This is a genomic window from Pseudomonas sp. FSL W5-0203, from assembly GCF_001896155.1.
Classification (GTDB): Bacteria; Pseudomonadota; Gammaproteobacteria; order Pseudomonadales; family Pseudomonadaceae; genus Aquipseudomonas; species Aquipseudomonas paracarnis.
The window spans coordinates 197,301-215,452 of the sequence record NZ_MPOR01000004.1; the positions used below are offsets into that span (position 1 = coordinate 197,301).

17 protein-coding genes are annotated in these 18,152 nt (G+C 59.9%); 10 read left to right on the forward strand and 7 right to left on the reverse strand.

Going from position 1 to position 18,152, the window contains the following annotated elements; translation table 11 throughout:
• Positions 1-123: 123 nt before the first annotated feature.
• Positions 124-972 carry a shikimate dehydrogenase gene (locus BOP96_RS06340; RefSeq protein ID WP_073452109.1) on the reverse strand — a complete coding sequence of 283 codons (849 nt, stop codon included), beginning with the start codon at positions 970-972 and terminating at the stop codon, positions 124-126.
• Complete coding sequence (gene aroQ / locus BOP96_RS06345; RefSeq protein ID WP_014720034.1) at positions 972-1,418, reverse strand: type II 3-dehydroquinate dehydratase; 447 nt, start codon at positions 1,416-1,418, stop codon at positions 972-974. The genes BOP96_RS06340 and aroQ overlap by 1 nt, the downstream gene beginning before the upstream one ends.
• A gap of 39 nt (positions 1,419-1,457) precedes the next feature.
• Between aroQ and BOP96_RS29455 the strand changes: the two genes are divergently transcribed.
• Genes BOP96_RS29455 through BOP96_RS06355 form a run of 3 tightly spaced genes read left to right on the forward strand, consistent with a single transcriptional unit; the run spans position 1,458 to position 2,661 of the window.
• Positions 1,458-1,772 carry a hypothetical protein gene (locus tag BOP96_RS29455; RefSeq protein WP_138726207.1) on the forward strand — a complete coding sequence of 105 codons (315 nt, stop codon included), beginning with the start codon at positions 1,458-1,460 and terminating at the stop codon, positions 1,770-1,772.
• On the forward strand, positions 1,769-2,197 hold the full coding sequence (locus BOP96_RS06350) for a DUF4160 domain-containing protein (RefSeq protein ID WP_038451588.1): 429 nt from the start codon (positions 1,769-1,771) through the stop codon (positions 2,195-2,197). Before BOP96_RS29455 ends, BOP96_RS06350 begins: the two co-directional genes overlap by 4 nt.
• Complete coding sequence (locus tag BOP96_RS06355) at positions 2,194-2,661, forward strand: DUF2442 domain-containing protein (protein WP_060767998.1); 468 nt, start codon at positions 2,194-2,196, stop codon at positions 2,659-2,661. Before BOP96_RS06350 ends, BOP96_RS06355 begins: the two co-directional genes overlap by 4 nt.
• Positions 2,662-2,716: 55 nt before the next feature.
• On the opposite strand, the gene trmA is transcribed toward BOP96_RS06355, so the two are convergent.
• Positions 2,717-3,796, reverse strand: coding sequence for a tRNA (uridine(54)-C5)-methyltransferase TrmA (gene trmA / locus BOP96_RS06360; RefSeq protein ID WP_032904164.1), 1,080 nt, complete (start codon positions 3,794-3,796; stop codon positions 2,717-2,719).
• Positions 3,793-5,088, reverse strand: coding sequence for an NCS2 family permease (locus BOP96_RS06365; protein WP_003194342.1), 1,296 nt, complete (start codon positions 5,086-5,088; stop codon positions 3,793-3,795). Before BOP96_RS06365 ends, trmA begins: the two co-directional genes overlap by 4 nt.
• A 188-nt stretch (positions 5,089-5,276) precedes the next feature.
• Between BOP96_RS06365 and BOP96_RS06370 the strand changes: the two genes are divergently transcribed.
• From BOP96_RS06370 to BOP96_RS06385, 4 genes are all read left to right on the forward strand, one after another.
• A complete protein-coding gene (locus tag BOP96_RS06370) occupies positions 5,277-5,723 on the forward strand; it encodes a DUF4879 domain-containing protein (protein ID WP_014720031.1) in 447 nt (148 codons plus the stop codon).
• A 96-nt stretch (positions 5,724-5,819) separates the two neighbouring features.
• Positions 5,820-6,344, forward strand: a complete 525-nt coding sequence (locus BOP96_RS06375; protein ID WP_019818032.1) for a (2Fe-2S)-binding protein — start codon at positions 5,820-5,822, stop codon at positions 6,342-6,344.
• Positions 6,341-7,330, forward strand: coding sequence for an FAD binding domain-containing protein (locus BOP96_RS06380; protein ID WP_073452111.1), 990 nt, complete (start codon positions 6,341-6,343; stop codon positions 7,328-7,330). The genes BOP96_RS06375 and BOP96_RS06380 overlap by 4 nt, the downstream gene beginning before the upstream one ends.
• A complete protein-coding gene (locus BOP96_RS06385; RefSeq protein WP_073452113.1) occupies positions 7,327-9,510 on the forward strand; it encodes a xanthine dehydrogenase family protein molybdopterin-binding subunit in 2,184 nt (727 codons plus the stop codon). Before BOP96_RS06380 ends, BOP96_RS06385 begins: the two co-directional genes overlap by 4 nt.
• Before the next feature lie 27 nt (positions 9,511-9,537).
• Here BOP96_RS06385 and BOP96_RS06390 read toward each other — a convergent pair whose 3' ends face one another.
• Both BOP96_RS06390 and BOP96_RS06395 read right to left on the reverse strand, forming a co-directional pair.
• Positions 9,538-12,507, reverse strand: coding sequence for a membrane-targeted effector domain-containing toxin (locus BOP96_RS06390; RefSeq protein WP_238346830.1), 2,970 nt, complete (start codon positions 12,505-12,507; stop codon positions 9,538-9,540).
• 152 nt (positions 12,508-12,659) lie between these two features.
• Entirely contained in the window at positions 12,660-13,898 is a 1,239-nt protein-coding gene (locus BOP96_RS06395) for an MFS transporter (protein ID WP_032904166.1), read from the reverse strand.
• 316 nt (positions 13,899-14,214) lie between these two features.
• Here BOP96_RS06395 and BOP96_RS06400 point away from each other — a divergent pair, with 316 nt between their 5' ends.
• The 3 genes from BOP96_RS06400 to BOP96_RS06410 are packed head-to-tail and all read left to right on the forward strand — an operon-like array spanning position 14,215 to position 16,840.
• The gene (locus BOP96_RS06400; protein ID WP_014720025.1) at positions 14,215-15,654 is read left to right on the forward strand and encodes a cytochrome ubiquinol oxidase subunit I; all 1,440 of its coding nucleotides are present in this window, start codon (positions 14,215-14,217) and stop codon (positions 15,652-15,654) included.
• A gap of 1 nt (position 15,655) precedes the next feature.
• A complete protein-coding gene (gene cydB / locus BOP96_RS06405) occupies positions 15,656-16,663 on the forward strand; it encodes a cytochrome d ubiquinol oxidase subunit II (protein ID WP_014720024.1) in 1,008 nt (335 codons plus the stop codon).
• A gap of 12 nt (positions 16,664-16,675) precedes the next feature.
• Positions 16,676-16,840 carry a DUF2474 domain-containing protein gene (locus BOP96_RS06410; RefSeq protein ID WP_003194328.1) on the forward strand — a complete coding sequence of 55 codons (165 nt, stop codon included), beginning with the start codon at positions 16,676-16,678 and terminating at the stop codon, positions 16,838-16,840.
• A 49-nt stretch (positions 16,841-16,889) separates the two neighbouring features.
• Here the strand turns inward: BOP96_RS06410 and BOP96_RS06415 are convergent, their stop codons facing one another.
• The gene (locus tag BOP96_RS06415; protein ID WP_073452117.1) at positions 16,890-18,014 is read right to left on the reverse strand and encodes a methyltransferase; all 1,125 of its coding nucleotides are present in this window, start codon (positions 18,012-18,014) and stop codon (positions 16,890-16,892) included.
• Between the last annotated feature and the right edge of the window lie 138 nt (positions 18,015-18,152).

Below are 18,152 nucleotides of genomic sequence, written 5' to 3' on the forward strand. Positions count from 1 at the left end.
CCCACGCTCTGCGTGGGAATGCCGACATGGACGCTCTGCGTCTGCTGTCAAAGTCGTGACGCGGAGCGTCACGGGAGGCGTTTCCACGCAGAGCGTGGGAACGATCATGATGGGGTTGCATCCCTAGACATTCATGCTCTGGAAGTGCGCCAGCATTCTGTCTGCATCCGCCACTTCGCCGCTGAACAACTCAAATGCCTTCACCGCCTGAAACACCGCCATATTGCCGCCATCCAGGGTACGGCAACCCAAGGCGCGCGCGTCGCGCAGCAGTTGGGTTTCCAGCGGGAAGTACACAATTTCCGCCACCCACAATTCAGCCCGCAACAACGCCGCAGGCACAGGCGTGCCGGGCAGCTTGGCCATGCCCATCGGCGTGGTGTTCACCAGGCCATCGGCCTCGGCCATGGCGCTTTCCAGGTGGCTGCCGACCTGAGCGCGACCGACGCCGAACTGCTGGGCAAGGTTATCCACAAGGTTCTGGGCGCGAGTGCGGTCGACATCGAAGATGCTCAAGTACTCCACGCCTTCTGCCAACAGTGCATGGGCCACTGCCGCGCCCGCACCACCGGCGCCCATCTGCACCACGCGTTGGCGCGGCACGTTGTGCAAGTTGCGCCGAAAGCCTTCGGCGAACCCCAGGCAGTCGGTGTTATGACCGATGCGTTTGCCGCCCTTGAACACCACGGTGTTGACCGCACCAATACCCCTGGCCTCATCGGAAAGTTCATCGAGCAAAGGCAGGATCGCCTGCTTGCACGGGTAGGTAATGTTCAGCCCGGTGAAGTGCATCAACTCAGCGGCCCGTAGTAATTCCGGCAGGGCTTTGAGGTCCAGGTGCAGCGGCTCCAGGTCGATCAGGCGATACAGGTAGCGCAAGCTTTGGGCGTCGCCTTCCTGCTCATGCAGTGCCGGTGTGCGTGAGGCCTGGATGCCGGCGCCGATCAGGCCGGCAAGAATGCGTGGTTTCATCACGTGCGTCCCTTCAGCGTCAGGCTGAAATGTTCCAGGGCCAGGTGGTAGCCATGGCTGCCAAACCCGGCCAGCACGGCCTGGGCGATCGGTGACACAAACGAGTGATGACGAAAGGCTTCACGGGCATGCACGTTGGATAAATGCACTTCGATCACTGGCACTTCACTGGCCACCAGGGCATCGCGGATCGCGACCGAAGTGTGAGTCCAGGCCGCCGGGTTGATCACAATACCCGCGCAGCGGTTGCGGGCGCCGTGGATCCAGTCAAGCAATTCGCCCTCGTGGTTGGTCTGGCGAAACTCGATCTTCAGCCCGAGCTTGTCGGCGCTGCGACCACACAGGGTGGCAATGTCGGCCAGGGTTTCATGGCCATAAGTGGCAGGCTCGCGGGTGCCGAGCAGGTTGAGATTGGGGCCGTTGAGCACCAGCACGATGGGCGGCATAGAGGCTTCTCCACAGTTCTTATTGGTTGTGGAGTCAAAATGTACTGGTTGGTTAATTTGGTCAATGGATGGCTGCGGATCTGTTCGGTGATCGAACGTTTAATCAGTGCAATTGCTGGATTACCGGCTGATGGGCATTCGGTTGAAGTATTGCGCGAGGTTGCTGAACGAGGCGGACTTTCGAGCATTGACCGGGTCGTTCCAGTCGTTGGCATCCCTGGTTACAACCCGGCATTCGCGGGTTTTTTGTGCTTACTAATCTGTGAAACAGCTTCGGGAATAGGAGCCGGTTGTCGGGCGGCAGAGGGAAATTGTTACCTGACGGAAAATAACCTAACGGATGGGTTACGATGAGAGTAGGTGCTTACAAAGGCTATGTCATTTCGGTGTTTATCAGGGATGAGCATTGCCCGCCCCATGTGCATGTCAGGGGCAAGGGATGGGATGCGCGGTTTCGTTTCAGTTTCCTGGATGGGGAAGTTGAGTTGTGGGATGTAGAGCCTGAACGCAGACGGCCACCCATGGCGGTACTGAAGGAAATACGCGCGACGATCATGCAGCGGCACTACTTGGCGCGGGCACGCAGGATCTGGTGGGAAAAACTGCAGACGGTTTGCCTGGAGAATCATTCCTGGAATTGGGAAACGGATGAACTCATTCCTGGATTGGTCATTCAGCGTGGTGTTTACGTGATTGCACGTGCCCGACACGATGTCGTAGGGCAGAAAACAATTTTGAATCTGGTCAGAGCCCCAGGTTTTGTGGAGATCGATTTATGAAAAAGATCATAAAAGCCAAAGTCACACCTTATGTACCTCTCACTGAAGCCGACGTTGACAAGGCAATCGCCCGAGGACGCAGGTTGAAACGCCTGTACGCCAACGCCAGTAACGTACGTTATGAAAACGATTGCCTCTCCATTGGCTTCAGCGATGGCAGCCGCGTGGTGTTGCCGGTGGCTGGCCTGCCGGAGTTCGAAGGGTTTTCAGAGAAGGATTTCCAGCAGTTGGAAGTGACTTTCGGAGGCAAGGCGATTAGCTGTGAAGCGCAGGACCTGGATGTTTCGATCACAGGGTTGATCGCTACAAGCCAGCCGCTGATGGACCTGGCAACCAGCCTGGTGGCATCGCGCAATGGTCGCAAAAGCAGCGCGGCCAAGACCGCAGCGGCCCGGGCCAATGGCAAGAAGGGGGGCCGGCCACGCAAGGAAGTACCGCAGCCCCCAGAGACAACAGACACTTGAATAACCAACAGGGGAACTGTAGGAGCGAGCAAGCTCGTTCCTACAACCCGCAGATTTATCGGCGGGTCAGCAACACACCCGATTCCATATGGTGCGTCCACGGGAACTGGTCAAACATTGCACACTGGGTGATCCGGTGCGTGTCGTGCAGTTGCGCGATGTTCGCCGCCAGCGTCTCCGGGTTGCAGGAGATGTACAGGATGTTGTCGAAGCGCCGGGTCAGCTCGCAGGTGTCCGGGTCCATGCCAGCGCGGGGCGGGTCGACGAAGACGCTACCGAATTCGTAGCTTTTCAGGTCGATGCCGTGCAGGCGGCGGAACGGGCGCACGTCATTCAGGGCTTGGGTGAGTTCTTCGGCGGAGAGGCGCACCAGGGTGACGTTATCCACGCCATTTTCATCCAGGTTGCTCAGGGCCGCATTCACCGAGGTCTTGCTGATCTCGGTGGCCAGCACCTTGCGCACGCGGGTCGCCAGCGGCAGGGTGAAGTTGCCGTTGCCGCAATACAGCTCCAGCAAATCGTCCGGGCGATCGCCCAGCGCTTCGTAGGCCCAGTTGAGCATCTTCTGGTTCACCGTGCCGTTGGGCTGGGTGAACGCGCCTTCGGGTTGGCGGTAGCTGAAGGTGCGCCCACCGACGTCGAGTTTCTCCACCACGTAGTCGTGGCCGATCACATCGCGCTTGCCCTTGGAACGGCCGATGATGCTCACATTCAGCTCAGCGGCCAATGTGTTCGCGGCGGTGTGCCAATGTTCGTCCAGCGGGCGGTGATAACACAGGGTGATCATCGCGTCGCCGGCCAGGGTGGTGAGGAACTCCACCTGGAACAGCTTGTGGCTCAGGGCGGCGCTGGCTTGCCAGGCGGCCTTGAGTTGCGGCATCAACTGGTTGATGCGCTGGCTGGCGATGGGGAACTCTTCGATGAGGATCGGCGTGCGCTTGTCCTCCTGGGAGAACATCGCGTAGTGGCGCTCGCCGCCTTCGCGCCACAGGCGGAACTCCGCGCGCAGGCGGAAGTGCTGCAGCGGCGAGTCGAAGACCTGCGGCTCGGGCGCGTCGAACGGTGCCAGCAGGTCACGCAGGCGCGTGACCTTGTCTTGCAGTTGAGCGGTGTAGCTTGCGGCGTCGAAAGTCATGCGTTGAACCAACCCAGCTTGATCACAAACAGGATCGACAGGATCACCAGTGCCGGGTTCAGCTCACGGTAGCGGCCCGAAAGCAGCTTGATGGCGGTCCAGGCGATGAAACCGAAGGCGATGCCGTTGGCGATGGAGTAAGTGAAGGGCATCGCCAGGGCGGTGATCACCACCGGCGCTGCCACCGTAATGTCGTCCCAGTCGATTTCGGCCAGGCCTTGGCTCATCAGCACCGCCACAAACAGCAAGGCTGGCGCGGTGGCATAGGCCGGTACGCTGGCGGCCAATGGCGAGAAGAACAGCGCCAGCAAAAACAGGATCGCGACCACGATGGCGGTCAAGCCGGTACGGCCACCGGCGCTCACGCCTGCGGCCGATTCGATGTAGCTGGTGGTGGTCGAGGTACCCAGCAGGGAACCGGCCATGGCAGCGGTACTGTCGGCGATCAGTGCACGGCCCATTTTCGGCATATGGCCGTCCTTGCCCATCAGGCCGGCGCGCTTGGCGACGCCGATCAGGGTGCCGGAGTTGTCGAACAGGTCAACGAACAGGAAGGCGAAGATCACGCTGACCAGGCCGATGTCCAGCGCGCCCTTGATATCCAACTGCAGGAAGGTCGGCGCCAAGGACGGCGGTACTGAGGTCACACCGATGAACGGCGTGAAGCCCAGGACGATGGAGGCGACGGTCACCGCCAGGATGCCGATCAGCACCGCGCCGCGTACGGCCAGGGCTTCCAGCGCGACGATCAGCACGAAACCCAGGGTCGCCAGGATCGGCGCCGGTTGTTTCAGGTCGCCCAGGCCCACCATGGTGGCCGGGTTGCTCACCACGATACCGGCGTTATGCAGGGCGATCAGCGCCAGGAACAGGCCGATGCCGGCGGCAATCGCCGAGCGCAGCGGCAGGGGGATGGCGTTGATGATCCACTCACGAATGCGGAAGATCGACAGCAAGAAAAACAGCACCGCCGAAATGAATACCGCGCCCAGCGCCACCTGCCAGGTGTGGCCCATGTGCAGGACCACGGTGTAGGTGAAGAAGGCGTTGAGGCCCATGCCCGGTGCCAGGGCAATCGGGTAGTTGGCGATCAGGCCCATCACGGTCGAACCGATGGCCGCCGCCAGGCAGGTGGCGACAAACACCGCGCCCTTGTCCATGCCGGTCTCGCCGAGGATGCTCGGGTTCACGAACAGGATGTAGGCCATGGCCAGGAAGGTGGTGATCCCCGCGAGAATCTCGGTGCGCACATTGGTGTTGTGGGCTTTGAGTTGAAACAGCTTTTCCAGCATGCCGGCTCCCTGTGACGCTAGTGTGCGTCGTGATTTGTTGACCTCTAAGTCAAAGCACAAACTGCGCCAAACGCTTGTGGTTTCAGAGAGGATCGGAAAAAGCGGCGCATCATACCAGCAGCCGAGGCTGTGTGGCGCATGGGCTTGAGGCATACTGCGCCGACGTTCAACAGCCGGTCATCGACAGCATGAAAAAAGCCAACCCGTGGAGTCTAGCTCTGATCGCCAGTATCAGCCTGTGGCTGGGCGCAGCACCGGCGTGGGGCGCGACTGCACCGGCCTTGAGCGAGGTGCGGGTGTTCAAGGTGGAATCGGCCGACTGCAGCGAAGCGATCCCGGAGCGGGTCAACACCACCCAGATGTGCGAGCACCGCGGGCCCACCCAGGTCTCGGTGATGGAAGTCGGCCTGGGCAACAGCCCCATGGGCCGCTTTAACGGCGCAGAGTTGAATGGGCAACGCACAGCGGTGTGCCAGGTCGGCAACATCAGTGAGGCGTGCAACGGCGTGGGCACCTTGATGGGCTACATCTATGTGTTCGACCTGAACGTCCAGGCCCAGGGCTGGTTCGAATTCACCAATACCTCGATCAACCCACCGCAAAACACCCTGAAAGCCCAGCTCAATATCCGCTGATCAATCATCTTGAACGCTCAAAACACCCGGAAGTCGTACCCCTAAGACGGCGATTTTCCTGAACGCCGCGGATGTACTTCAACCCGTGAGGTGTTTATGAGCGCGACCCCCCATGGCGCGGCGGCCCAGCCGTTCGTCGCCCACCCGATACGCCTGACACTCAACGGCCAGGCTCGCCAACTGAACGTGTTGCCCTGGACCACCTTGCTGGACTTGCTGCGTGAGCAGTTGGACCTGGTAGGCAGCAAAAAAGGCTGCGACCACGGCCAGTGCGGCGCCTGCACCGTGTTGCGTGACGGCAAACGCGTGAATGCCTGCCTGACCCTGGCCGTGATGTGCGACGGCGCCGAATTGACCACCATCGAAGGCCTGGCCGACGGCGACCAACTGCACCCCATGCAACAGGCCTTTATCCAGCACGACGCGTTCCAGTGCGGCTATTGCACCCCCGGCCAGATCTGTTCTGCCGTGGGCCTGGCCAATGAAGGCCGCGCCCACGACCGTGCGCAGATCCAGGAGTTGATGAGCGGCAACCTGTGCCGCTGCGGCGCCTACAACAACATCCGCGATGCCATCGAAGACGCGCTGCCGGCCTGCCGCCGCCAGGGAGGTGAGTCATGAACCCCTTCCACTACAGCAGGCCGACCGATGTGCAGCAGGCCGTTCAGATGAGCAGCGGCGCCTCGCGCTTTATCGCCGGTGGCACCAACCTGCTGGATCTGATGAAGGAAAACATCAGCCATCCCGAGCATCTGATCGACATCACCGGCTTGCCGCTGCACGACATTCAAGAGACCGCCGAGGGTGGCCTGCGTATCGGTGCGCTGGTGAGCAACGCCGACCTGGCCCGGCACCCACTCATTGAGCAGCGTTACCCGTTGCTGTCCCAGGCCATCCTCGCCGGGGCGTCCCCGCAGTTACGCAACATGGCCAGTACCGGCGGCAATCTGTTGCAGCGCACCCGTTGCTATTACTTCTACGACGCCGCGGCGCCGTGCAACAAGCGCCAGCCCGGCAGCGGCTGCCCGGCGCGCGACGGTTTGAACCGTATCCATGCGATCCTCGGCGCCAGTGAGCAGTGCGTGGCCACCCATCCTTCGGACATGTGCGTGGCCCTGGCGGCGCTTGCGGCGCGGGTGCATGTAGAAGGACGCGGCGGCGCGCGGGTGATCGAGTTCGCCGACTTCCATCGCTTGCCAGGCGATGCGCCGCAACGTGACAACCAGTTGGCCGACGATGAGCTGATCACCGCGATTGAACTGCCCGCCGATCACTTGGCCCGCCACAGCCACTACCTGAAGATCCGCGACCGTGCCTCCTATGCCTTCGCCTTGGTTTCGGTGGCTGCCGCCTTGGAGCTGGACGGTGATGAAATCATCGACGCCCGCCTGGCCCTCGGCGGTGTGGCGCATAAACCCTGGCGTGACCGCGCAGTGGAAGCCTTGCTGATCGGCCGCACGGTCAGCCGCGAAACCTTCAGCGCCGCCGCCGACGCCCTGCTGCAAGACGCCGAACCGTTGGAACACAACGGCTTCAAGGTCAAGCTGGCGCGACGCGCAATCATTCGTGCCCTGAGCGACGCCGCCGTCGCAGGAGAACAGCCATGAGCGCCATCGGTAAACCCCTGGACCGTGTCGACGGTCTGCTCAAGGTCACCGGCCAAGCACGCTACGCCGGTGAATTTCCCGAGGACGGCCTGCTGCATGGCAGCGTAGTGTCGAGCACGATCGCCAAAGGCCGGGTGCTGCGCATCGATGCGTCCAAGGCGTTGGCGTTGCCGGGTGTGGTGGACGTGATCCATCACCTCAATCGGCCGAAAATCGCCAGCTATGACGAGGCGTTCGCCGATGCCGATGCGGCCGATGGCTCGCCTTTTCGCCCGCTGTATAACGACCGCGTACTCTACAGTGGCCAGCCCTTGGCCTTGGTGATTGCCGATAACCTCGAACTGGCGCGGCACGCTGGCTCGCTGGTGCAGATCGACTACGCGCCTGAAGCCTTCGAAACCGACCTGCTCACCCAGCAAGCGGCGGCGCACCCGTCGCCCCAGACCCCACCCAAACCGCGCGGCAACTTCGAGGCTGAATGGGCCGGTGCCGCAATCAGTCTGGACTTGCACTACAGCACGCCCATCGAGCACCACAACCCGATGGAGCCCCACGCCAGCACCGTGCTGTATCAGCCCGACGGCACCCTGCATATTCACGACAAAACCCAGGGCCCGCAGAACTGCCAGGCCTATGTGCAAAAAGTCTTCGGCCTGGATAAGAACCAGGTGCGCATCTTCGCTGCCTTTGTCGGGGGCGCCTTCGGTTCGGGCTTGCGCCCGCAATACCAATTGCCGCTCGCGGTGATGGCGGCCATGGCGCTCAAGCGTTCGGTGCGGGTCACCCTGACGCGCCAGCAGATGTTTACCTTCGGCTATCGCCCGCGCACCTTGCAGCGTTTGCAGATGGGCGCCGCCGCCAATGGTCGCTTGCTGGCGCTGGGGCATACCGCGATTGGCCAGACCTCGCGCTTTGAGGATTTCAGCGAGCACGTGGTGGAGTGGAGCGGCATGCTCTATCACTGCGACAACGTGCAATTGACCTACAAGCTGGTGCCGCTGGACGTGTTTACCCCGTTGGACATGCGCGCGCCCGGTGCGGCACTGGGCGTGCTTGGCTTGGAGTGCGCCATGGACGAACTGGCTTGCGCCTTGGCCATCGATCCGGTGCAATTGCGCCTGATCAACTACGCCGAACGCAACCAGAACGAAGACAAACCCTGGTCGAGCAAGGCCCTGCGCGAGTGCTACAGCGAAGGCGCCGAACGTTTCGGCTGGCGCCAGCGCAACCCGGAACCGCGCAGCATGCGTGACGGCCGCCAACTGATCGGCTGGGGCATGGCCGGTGGGGTGTGGGAAGCCATGCAGATGAAAGCCAGCGCCAAGGCCCGCATCGATAGCAACGGCAAACTCACCGTGAGCAGTGCCACCACGGACATCGGCACGGGCACCTACACAGTGATGACCCAGATTGCCTCTCAAACCAGTGGCGTGGCGATGGCCGATATCAGCTTTCTGCTGGGGGATTCGTCATTGCCCACGGCGCCGTTGCAGGGCGGTTCGTTTACCGTGTCTTCCGTCGGCACCGCCGTGCAGCAAGCGTGCGAAGCGCTCAATGCCAAGTTGCTGGAGATCGCCCGGCAGACTTACCCGGTATTTAAGGATGCCGATTCCATTCGGTTTGAAGACGGCCAGCTACAGAGCGGTGACGTGAGTGTGTCGTTGGCGCAACTGGTCAAGGACAGCGGTGAAGAAGCCTTGCAGGTACAGGTCGACAGCGAGCCCGACAAGAAGCGCGAGAGCTATGCCAGCGCTACCCACTCGGCGGTGTTCGTCGAAGTGCGCGTCGATGAAGACCTGGGCACCATCAAGGTCAGCCGTGTGGTCAGCGCGGTAGCCGCCGGGCGCGTGGTCAACCCGAAGATGGCCCGCAGCCAGATCCTCGGCGGCGTGGTGTGGGGCATCGGCATGGCGCTGCATGAAGAGACCCAGGTGGACCATGAACTGGGGCGCTACATGAACCACAGCCTGGCCGAATACCACATCCCGGTGAACGCCGATATTGGCGAGATTGACGTGCTATTTGTCGAAGAGCATGACGAGATCGTCAATGCCCTCGGGTCCAAAGGCGTGGGGGAAATCGGCATTGTCGGGGTGGCGGCGGCGGTGGCGAATGCGATTCACCATGCCACCGGCAAGCGGGTGCGGGAGTTTCCTGTAACGCTGGATAAGGTGCTCTGACACAGCCCCTTAAGGGGCTGCACATTTTCAACGCTCTGCGAGGTCAATATAGATCTGCGTTTTGTCTCGGGATTGAACGACAGAGGTTGAGACATTCGCAGGCGCGTTGTCCACAGTAACCCCTGTTGCGCCTGTCAGTGTATCGAGGCCTTGAACATCTTTATACTTAAACACATGGTAGCTGCCGACCCGGGCAATCCATTTTGTTTGGGGAGCGGCAGCTTGATCTTGCTCGATCACGTTGGCCGCATAATAGTTCATGTTTTTAATACGCCTGGCGATGGGCTCCACCGAGGGCACGTCAATTGCTTTAACTCGAATGCCATATTTTCGCATCGTCAGAAGAAGATTTTTATTGGTGTAGGGCTCATGGGCGACATGCGCGCGGTCAATTAACCTCAACCGTTCCCTCAATGCTTGAGAAAACTCACCCGTCTCGAAAAACCTATCAAGGTCTGGCTGCAAAGAGTGTTCAAAGCCCTCTGAATACAGCAGGCTCACATTATTGGCTTTGAATGTAGGCGCTTCATCCATAAGCACTCGCAACACCGCCGATTGCGTATGGTCTTCGCCAAAAATCATACCGGGTGATTTTTGGAGTACGGAATTGATGACTTCTTTGGGCGGTGTGTTGGATGGCAGGTCCGAATGAATGGGCATCGTTTTCGGTTTTGCTTTTTTTAGGTAGTGATCTGCATCTTGCTTCAGCCGTTTATCTACTTTCCCGGACGCTTCTGATGAAGAGGCTTCCCCCTCGCGGGGATAGTCGTAAGCGCCGGGATCAAATGGCTGCGTTCGAGAGCTTCCTGATTGCCAAGGGAATTTTATCCCCCCAGGCCCATTGATCGGCGTCCACTCTCCCTGCGCAGTGGCCTGCACGGTCATCACAGGTTTTTTGGTCAATGGGTCAATGATCTGGGCATAACCATCACTGAGCTTAAACCGGCCGTCGATCTCATGTACTTGGCTGTTTCCTGCGTCATCGGTTATTCGGATCATCCATCGGTCTTCGCCGTTGGGCCCCTTGATTTGATAGATGCCTTTGGCGTTTGGGGTAACGCCTGAGATCAGTTGCTCACCCTCTGGTACCACATGGCTGCTGATGTCCTTCCATTGAGATGGACGTAGACGATTGACTGTCGATTCGCCGGCCCCTACAGGGGGGGCGGTATCTGGCGGGTAGTGGGGGGGCGAAGGTGCCTCGCCGGGTTTTACCGTAGGCGCCTTGAGTTCGTTAACGGCACCTTCCCCCGCTTTGCCAGCCTTTACGATACGCGGTATCGCCACAGTTGCGGCATTGAACACGCCGAATATGATTCGTTGGTTGCCAGTCGGTTTGCCATGTATTTTGTCATCGATACCAATACCCGTATTGGTGGCTCCGCTGGCCAGATAGAACGCATCCAATGCCAGTCCCACTTCAGGCATCGCGAAAGCCAGTGGAGTCAGGAACATCGCTACTTTTGTAGCCTTTTCAAAACCAGAGAGAATATTTTTCTTGGTGACGTCGCTGTCACTGGTGATATCCACGGCAGCATCTGCATAAGATCGGTCTTTCTGACGCTTTGTGAGTTCGTCGAAGGGCGAATGGCTGGGTTCTGCCTTAATGTAGTTTTGTGGGTCCCAGTAACCGCTGAACGCCCGATGGTCATAGGACAATAACCCTCCCGGGGTCTCGCGCTTTTCAGGCCAGGTACCGAGCCCGGTCAGCGTCTCTTCTGTGCCTGCTTGCGCATAGCCGTTAGGTTTATCTTTGAGGGGGAAGTGCGCGACCATCGCTTCGCGCTTCACGGGATCGGCCATCTGCTTGGCGAACCATGCCTTCATTTCAGCCTGGCTGTTGAAGGTGTGAATGGGGGAAGAGTTTCCGGGTATGTACAAAAGCGTCAGGGGTGGGAGCTTGTTGCCGTTGGCATCGTATCTGACCTTTTTGTCCGTGATGTACATAAGATCGGTAGATTGAAAGTTTCCGACTTTCAGCATCCCCATTTCGATGTTGGGATCTTTTGGAGGTTTTTTTTGCAGGTCTTCAAGTTTGATGTCCGGCCAGGCGGTCTCTTCGCCTGACAAACCGAGGGCCCGCATGACCAAGTCGTGGGCGTCCTTAGTGAGGCTGTGCTCTTGATGCTGGGTTTTGGCGGCCTTGATCAGAGACGCTTTGGAGAGTAACGGATAGTTTTTCTCGTTCTGGTTCCAGAACTCATTCAGGAATTGATCGTAAGGCTTTTTATAGTCCGCCTTCCAAATCATTTTCCTGAACTCATCGGGAGTGAGCGCACTCTGGTTTCCTGCGTTGTAAACCAGTGCAGGTTCTTCGGCGGACTCTCGGTAAATGCCTTGAAAGGTATGGGTAGTGTCAGCCTTTTCAGTGTAGGGGTTGAACCGGCTGAAGCTCAAGATGCCAGGTGTATGCGTTTTTAATTCAGGCTTAACGATGACCTCAGGGCCGCCTGGGTAGAAAGCGACTGGGTAACCATTACCCTTTGGTACGTCCTGATCGTTGGTAATGAGTGCCTCGGTCAATGAGATGCGCTTGATGATTTTCGCGGGATAAGGTCTTTCACCCTGGGTGTTGTAGTCGTACGTCACTATGTAGGTGTTATCGGGATCTATATCCCACTTTTCTTTTTCGGCAGGGGTCTTGGCTTTGGCCGCCATCTCGGCAAATTTGTTCTTCAGGTAAATCGAGGCTTCTTGTTGAACGCTTTTGAAGTCGTCACTTATCTTTTGTGTGACTGGGTCGACGCTGGTGTTTGGGCCAAGGTCGACGGTCGCGGGGGCTTTCTGCCCCACCCCGACGCTTTTGCCCGGATCAGGGTTAACAGTGATTTGAGTATATCCATTGCCTGAGTCTGGGTCTGGCACGGTCTCCTTCACTAGTTCCTGTTTTTGAGGTGGACTGGAATCGATTGAGCGTTTCTGGCGCTGACCAACATTTGCCGAAGCAGGCTCGGGCAGTGCGGGGTAGGTGTTAGGGCGAGGGGAGCCGACTAGCATGAAAAACCTCAGGTTTTATGACTGAACTAGGTAGCCCCTGAGTGGTGATGCTGTAGGTAAAGTTCCATTGGCTGTGTAGCTCTTTGCAACCTTTGGGATCGGCTTGGTTCCTACTTATCCTCCCCGGTAAACGTGCAATGGTCAAAACGTTCTCAAGTACTCTTTTCTTCGACCGGTACGTGCATACGATCACGGTTGGCCAGCGTCGGGAACAGCTTGATCCACACCCCGGTCACCACCAAAGTGCCAACCCCGCCCATCACCACCGCAGGCACGGTGCCAAACCAATGGGCGGTAATCCCGGATTCGAATTCGCCCAATTGATTGGACGCACCGATAAACAGGCCATTGACCGCACTCACCCTCCCGCGCATTTCATCTGGCGTTTCCAACTGCACGAACGACGCACGGATCACCATGCTGATCATGTCTGCCGCGCCCAGTACCACCAGCACCGCCAGTGAAAACCAGAACGAAGTCGACAGGCCGAAGGCAATGGTTGCCACCCCGAACACGCCGACGGCGGTGAACATTACGCGGCCCACCTGGCGGTCTACCGAGAACCGCGCCAGCCACAATGACATCAGCAATGCCCCCACGGCCGGGGCCGACCGCAGCAGGCCCAGGCCCCAAGCGCCGGTCAGCAGGATGTCCTTGGCGAACACCGGCAACAGCGCGGTGGCGCCGCCCAGCAGCACGGCAAACAGGTCCAGGGAGATGGCGCCGAGAATGTCCGGGCGGCTGCGGATAAAGCGAATACCGGCCAGCAGCGAGTCCATCGTGGCCTTGGCTTTGTTCAGCGGGGTCTGGCGGGCGGGCAGGTTCAGGGTCAGCACGCAGGCGATCAGGTACAGCGCCACGGTGGGGCCGTACACCCACACGCTGCCAAACGCGTAAAGCAAACCGCCCACGGCCGGTGCGACGATGGTTGCCAGTTGCTGGGCCGATTGCGAGGCGGCCACAGCGCGGGGGAACAGCGCGCTGGGCACGATGCTCGGCAACAGCGCCTGGGTGGTAGGCATTTCAAACGAACGTGCGGCGCCCAGCAGGAAGGCGAGGATAAAGATCATCTCGCGGGTCACGTTGCCGGTCAGGCCGCCGATGGCCAGGGACAAGGCAATGAGTGCCTGTAACGTCTGGCAGATAGCGGCGACCCGGCGCCGTTCATAGCGGTCAGCCACGTGACCGGTGTGCAGCATGAACAGTACGCGCGGTATGAATTCCACCAGGCCGACCAGGCCCAGGTCCAAGACGTTGCCGGTCAACTGGTAGAGGTTCCAGCCAATCGCCACGGTGAGCATCTGGAAGCCGCTGGCCGTAAAGATCCGCGCCAGCCAGAACGCGATGAAAGGGCGGTGGTGACGTAACAACAACGCAGGTTCACTGGGCATCGGCAATCAGGTCGGCAACGGGAGAACGGCGAGATTAGCATCAAGCTGTAACAAATAGTTGCAAGAACTGAGCTGAGGCAAGCTGTCACGCGGCAAAAGACCACACAGTCCTACAGCAAAAATGGGACTACTCTTTCAACGATGCTTGATCCAGATCAAAACCTGCCCCGGGATTGTTCTGGCGGCTGAAAGGCCAGATTCCCCACGCGATGGGTAAAAAAAGAAACGAATTGAAATTCGCCACACTCCATATCCGTGGGGGCAGTGGGTGCAGGCTCCCAGCCAGCAGCCGGTATTACCTGACAGAGGAAGACTTATGTTCGGTTTGGAGGCGCTAGATCTCGCCCGAATTCAATTCGCGTTCACCATCTCATTCCACATCCTGTTCCCGGCGATCACCATCGGCCTGGCCAGTTACCTTGCGGTGCTGGAGGGCTTGTGGCTCAAGACCCACAACGACACCTACCGTGACCTCTATCATTTCTGGTCGAAGATCTTTGCCGTCAACTTCGGCATGGGTGTGGTATCGGGCCTGGTCATGGCCTACCAGTTCGGCACCAACTGGAGCCGCTTCTCAGACTTCGCCGGTGCCGTCACCGGGCCGTTGCTGACGTACGAAGTGCTCACGGCCTTCTTCCTCGAGGCCGGTTTCCTGGGGGTGATGTTGTTTGGCTGGAACAAGGTGGGGCGCAAGCTGCACTTCTTCGCCACCGTGATGGTGGCCGTGGGTACGTTGATCTCCACGTTCTGGATTCTCGCCTCCAACAGCTGGATGCAGACGCCCCAGGGCTTTGAAATCATCGATGGCCGCGTGATACCGACCGACTGGTTGGCGGTGATCTTCAACCCCTCGTTCCCCTACCGCCTGATGCACATGGCCACAGCGGCGTTCGTGGCCACGGCCTTCTTCGTCGGCTCGTCGGCGGCCTGGCATCTACTGCGCGGCAAGGACAACCCGGCGATCCGCAAAATGCTCTCGATGGCGATGTGGATGGCCTTGATCGTTGCGCCCATCCAGGCGGTGATCGGCGACTTCCACGGCCTCAATACCCTCAAGCATCAGCCGGCCAAGATCGCCGCGATTGAAGGCCACTGGGAAAATATCGGCAACGAGCCCACGCCGCTGATCCTGTTCGGCTGGCCGGACATGAAAGCCGAGAAAACCAAATACGCGGTCGAGATTCCGTACCTGGGCAGCCTGATCCTGACTCACTCCCTGGACAAGCAGGTGCCGGCGCTCAAGGAGTTCCCGCCTGAAGACCGCCCCAACTCCACCGTTGTGTTCTGGTCGTTCCGGGTCATGGTCGGCCTGGGGTTCCTGATGATCTTCACCGGTCTGTTCAGCCTGTGGCTGCGCCGGGGCGACAAGATGTACACGTCCAAACCGTTCCTGTACCTGGCGTTGTGGATGGGCCCGTCTGGCCTGATTGCGATTCTTGCCGGCTGGTTCACCACCGAAATCGGTCGCCAGCCCTGGGTGGTCTACGGGTTGATGCGCACGGCGGATGCCTCCTCCGGGCATAGCCTGACGCAGATGACCATTACCCTGGTGTTGTTCGTGGTGGTGTACTTCGCGCTGTTCGGTGCGGGCCTGGGCTACATGATGCGCCTGGTACGCAAAGGCCCCGTGACCCACGACAGCACCGAGCCAGCCCACGGTGGCCCTGGCCAGAAACGCACCCCGGCGCGTCCGTTGTCTGCTGCCGACGATGGCAGTGATAACGACCACGACCACATCCAGCACAAGGGGAATTGAGATGGGTATTGATCTTCCGCTGATCTGGGCCGTGATCATCATCTTCGGCATCATGATGTACGTGGTCATGGACGGCTTCGACCTGGGGATCGGCATTCTTTTTCCGTTTATCCCGGGCAAAGTCGACCGTGACGTGATGATGAACACCGTGGCGCCCGTATGGGACGGCAACGAAACCTGGCTGGTACTCGGCGGCGCGGCGTTGTTCGGCGCGTTCCCGCTGGCCTATTCGGTGGTGTTGTCGGCGCTGTACCTGCCGCTGATCTTGATGCTGATCGGGCTGATCTTCCGCGGCGTGGCCTTTGAGTTCCGCTTCAAGGCCAAGGACCACAAGCGTCACCTGTGGGACAAGGCGTTTATTGGCGGCTCGCTGGCGGCGACTTTCTTCCAGGGGGTGGCGTTGGGCGCCTTTATCGACGGTATTCCGGTGGTGGATCGCCAGTTCGCCGGCGGCTCACTGGACTGGCTCACACCCTTCACGATGTTCTGCGGCGTGGCGCTGATCGTGGCGTATGCCTTGCTCGGCTGCACCTGGCTGATCATGAAGACCGAAGGCAAGTTGCAGGAGCAGATGCATAACCTGGCGCGGCCATTGGCCTTCGTGGTGTTGGCGGTGATCGGCATCGTCAGCATCTGGACGCCGCTGACCCACCCGGAAATCGCGTCGCGCTGGTTCACCTTGCCGAACCTGTTCTGGTTCCTGCCGGTGCCGATCCTGGTGCTGGTTACCATGTACGGGCTGATCCGCGCCGTGGCACGTAATGCGCACTACACGCCGTTCCTGTTGACGCTGGTGCTGATTTTCCTCGGCTACAGTGGCCTGGGGATCAGCCTGTGGCCGAACATCATCCCGCCGTCCGTGTCGATCTGGGATGCCGCCGCGCCGCCGCAAAGCCAGGGCTTCATGCTGGTGGGCACGTTGTTCATCATCCCGTTCATCCTGGGCTACACCTTCTGGAGCTACTACGTGTTCCGCGGCAAGGTCACCCACGAAGACGGCTATCACTAGGAAAATTGAAACATGTCCAAACCTTCGTTGCACGAAATCGAACAGGCAGAGAAGCAGCCATTGTGGCGGCGCCTGGGATGGCTGGCGATGATCTGGACCGGCAGCGTGCTGGCCCTGTTCGTGGTGGCCAGCCTGATGCGCATGTTCATGAATGCGGCAGGCCTGAGCACGCACTGATACTCCTACGAAAAAGCCCTGCTTTTCTTGATCGAAAAGCAGGGCTTTTTTATTTACGCGCCTTGAGGATCACGAACTTGGGCGTGGCCGCTACTTGCTCGACACCACGGAACAGCCGCGCCAGCTTGCTGTGGTAGCCCAGGTGACGATTCCCGACGATGTACAAGGCGCCACCGACCACCAGTGCTTCGCGTGCCTGCTGGAACATACGCCAGGCGAGGAAGTCACCGACCACTTGTTGTTGGTGGAACGGCGGGTTGCACAGCACCACGTCCAGCGATTGCGCCTCCTGGCCGGCCAGGCCATCGTCGGCACGTACGCTGACGTCCCGTTCACCCAAGGCGGCTTGCCAGTTTTCGGCGGCCGATTGCACTGCCATATACGACTCATCCACCAAGGTGTAGTGCGCGTCGGGGTTTTGCAGGGCGCTGGCAATCGCCAGTACGCCGTTGCCGCAGCCCAGGTCCGCCACGCGGGCGCTGCCCAGGCTTTTTGGCAGATGCGGCAGGAAGGCACGGGTGCCGATGTCCAGGCCTTCGCGGCAAAACACGTTGGCGTGGTTACACAACTCGATGACCGGCGCATCCAGGGTATAGCGGGTCGGGTAGGGCGAGACCGCGGCAGGGCGCTGCTCGACGCTGGCGATCAGCAACCGTGCCTTTTTGACCGCCAATGAGGCGTGCATGGGCCCGATGTAACGCTCCAGCAATTCACCTGCGGCCCGGGGCAAATGCTTGACCATCGCACCTGCGATCACCTCGGCGCCGGGCGCCAGTTGCCCTTGCAGGCGGATCAGTTGTTCTTCCAGCAACGCCAGGGTTTTCGGCACGCGGATCAACACGCGATCGAACGGCCCGGTCGCGAGCTGGCTAGCCGGTATGAAGGGCACGGCATCGAAGGGCTTGCCGTTGCGCACCAGGTTTTTTTCCAGGCCCTGGGCGGCGAGGAACGAATCGCCGCTGGAGGTTACCTGTACCTGGCCCTGAAGGCTGGCCGCCAGGGCGCCGAAGCTGTCATTGAGGACCAGCACGCGGGTGGCGGCAGTGGGCTGTTGCGCGGCGAGGTGGTTGAGCAGGTATTCGTCGGCGGCATCGAAGGCTTGCAGCGGATCATTGTGTTGCTCTGGCTGACGAATCAGGTCGAGCTGGGCGAAAGGGCTGTCAAGCAGGGGCATGGCGGGGCAAGGCTCTGGGTAATCAGACGGACCGTCTGAGTGAACGGCGGGGGCCACGCGAAGCGCACCCTCAACACTCAGAATTGGCCGTAAATATTACGTTTTTTTCAACGCGATGACATGCGGTGTTTTGCGTGG

What these genes read in the sequence shown, in the direction of transcription:
- BOP96_RS06340 (WP_073452109.1), bottom strand. Translation starts at nt 972, where the DNA reads ATGAAACCACGCATTCTTGCCGGCCTGATCGGCGCCGGCATCCAGGCC.
- aroQ (WP_014720034.1), bottom strand. Translation starts at nt 1,418, where the DNA reads ATGCCGCCCATCGTGCTGGTGCTCAACGGCCCCAATCTCAACCTGCTC.
- BOP96_RS29455 (WP_138726207.1), top strand. Translation starts at nt 1,458, where the DNA reads ATGTACTGGTTGGTTAATTTGGTCAATGGATGGCTGCGGATCTGTTCG.
- BOP96_RS06350 (WP_038451588.1), top strand. Translation starts at nt 1,769, where the DNA reads ATGAGAGTAGGTGCTTACAAAGGCTATGTCATTTCGGTGTTTATCAGG.
- BOP96_RS06355 (WP_060767998.1), top strand. Translation starts at nt 2,194, where the DNA reads ATGAAAAAGATCATAAAAGCCAAAGTCACACCTTATGTACCTCTCACT.
- trmA (WP_032904164.1), bottom strand. Translation starts at nt 3,796, where the DNA reads ATGACTTTCGACGCCGCAAGCTACACCGCTCAACTGCAAGACAAGGTC.
- BOP96_RS06365 (WP_003194342.1), bottom strand. Translation starts at nt 5,088, where the DNA reads ATGCTGGAAAAGCTGTTTCAACTCAAAGCCCACAACACCAATGTGCGC.
- BOP96_RS06370 (WP_014720031.1), top strand. Translation starts at nt 5,277, where the DNA reads ATGAAAAAAGCCAACCCGTGGAGTCTAGCTCTGATCGCCAGTATCAGC.
- BOP96_RS06375 (WP_019818032.1), top strand. Translation starts at nt 5,820, where the DNA reads ATGAGCGCGACCCCCCATGGCGCGGCGGCCCAGCCGTTCGTCGCCCAC.
- BOP96_RS06380 (WP_073452111.1), top strand. Translation starts at nt 6,341, where the DNA reads ATGAACCCCTTCCACTACAGCAGGCCGACCGATGTGCAGCAGGCCGTT.
- BOP96_RS06385 (WP_073452113.1), top strand. Translation starts at nt 7,327, where the DNA reads ATGAGCGCCATCGGTAAACCCCTGGACCGTGTCGACGGTCTGCTCAAG.
- BOP96_RS06390 (WP_238346830.1), bottom strand. Translation starts at nt 12,507, where the DNA reads ATGCTAGTCGGCTCCCCTCGCCCTAACACCTACCCCGCACTGCCCGAG.
- BOP96_RS06395 (WP_032904166.1), bottom strand. Translation starts at nt 13,898, where the DNA reads ATGCCCAGTGAACCTGCGTTGTTGTTACGTCACCACCGCCCTTTCATC.
- BOP96_RS06400 (WP_014720025.1), top strand. Translation starts at nt 14,215, where the DNA reads ATGTTCGGTTTGGAGGCGCTAGATCTCGCCCGAATTCAATTCGCGTTC.
- cydB (WP_014720024.1), top strand. Translation starts at nt 15,656, where the DNA reads ATGGGTATTGATCTTCCGCTGATCTGGGCCGTGATCATCATCTTCGGC.
- BOP96_RS06410 (WP_003194328.1), top strand. Translation starts at nt 16,676, where the DNA reads ATGTCCAAACCTTCGTTGCACGAAATCGAACAGGCAGAGAAGCAGCCA.
- BOP96_RS06415 (WP_073452117.1), bottom strand. Translation starts at nt 18,014, where the DNA reads ATGCCCCTGCTTGACAGCCCTTTCGCCCAGCTCGACCTGATTCGTCAG.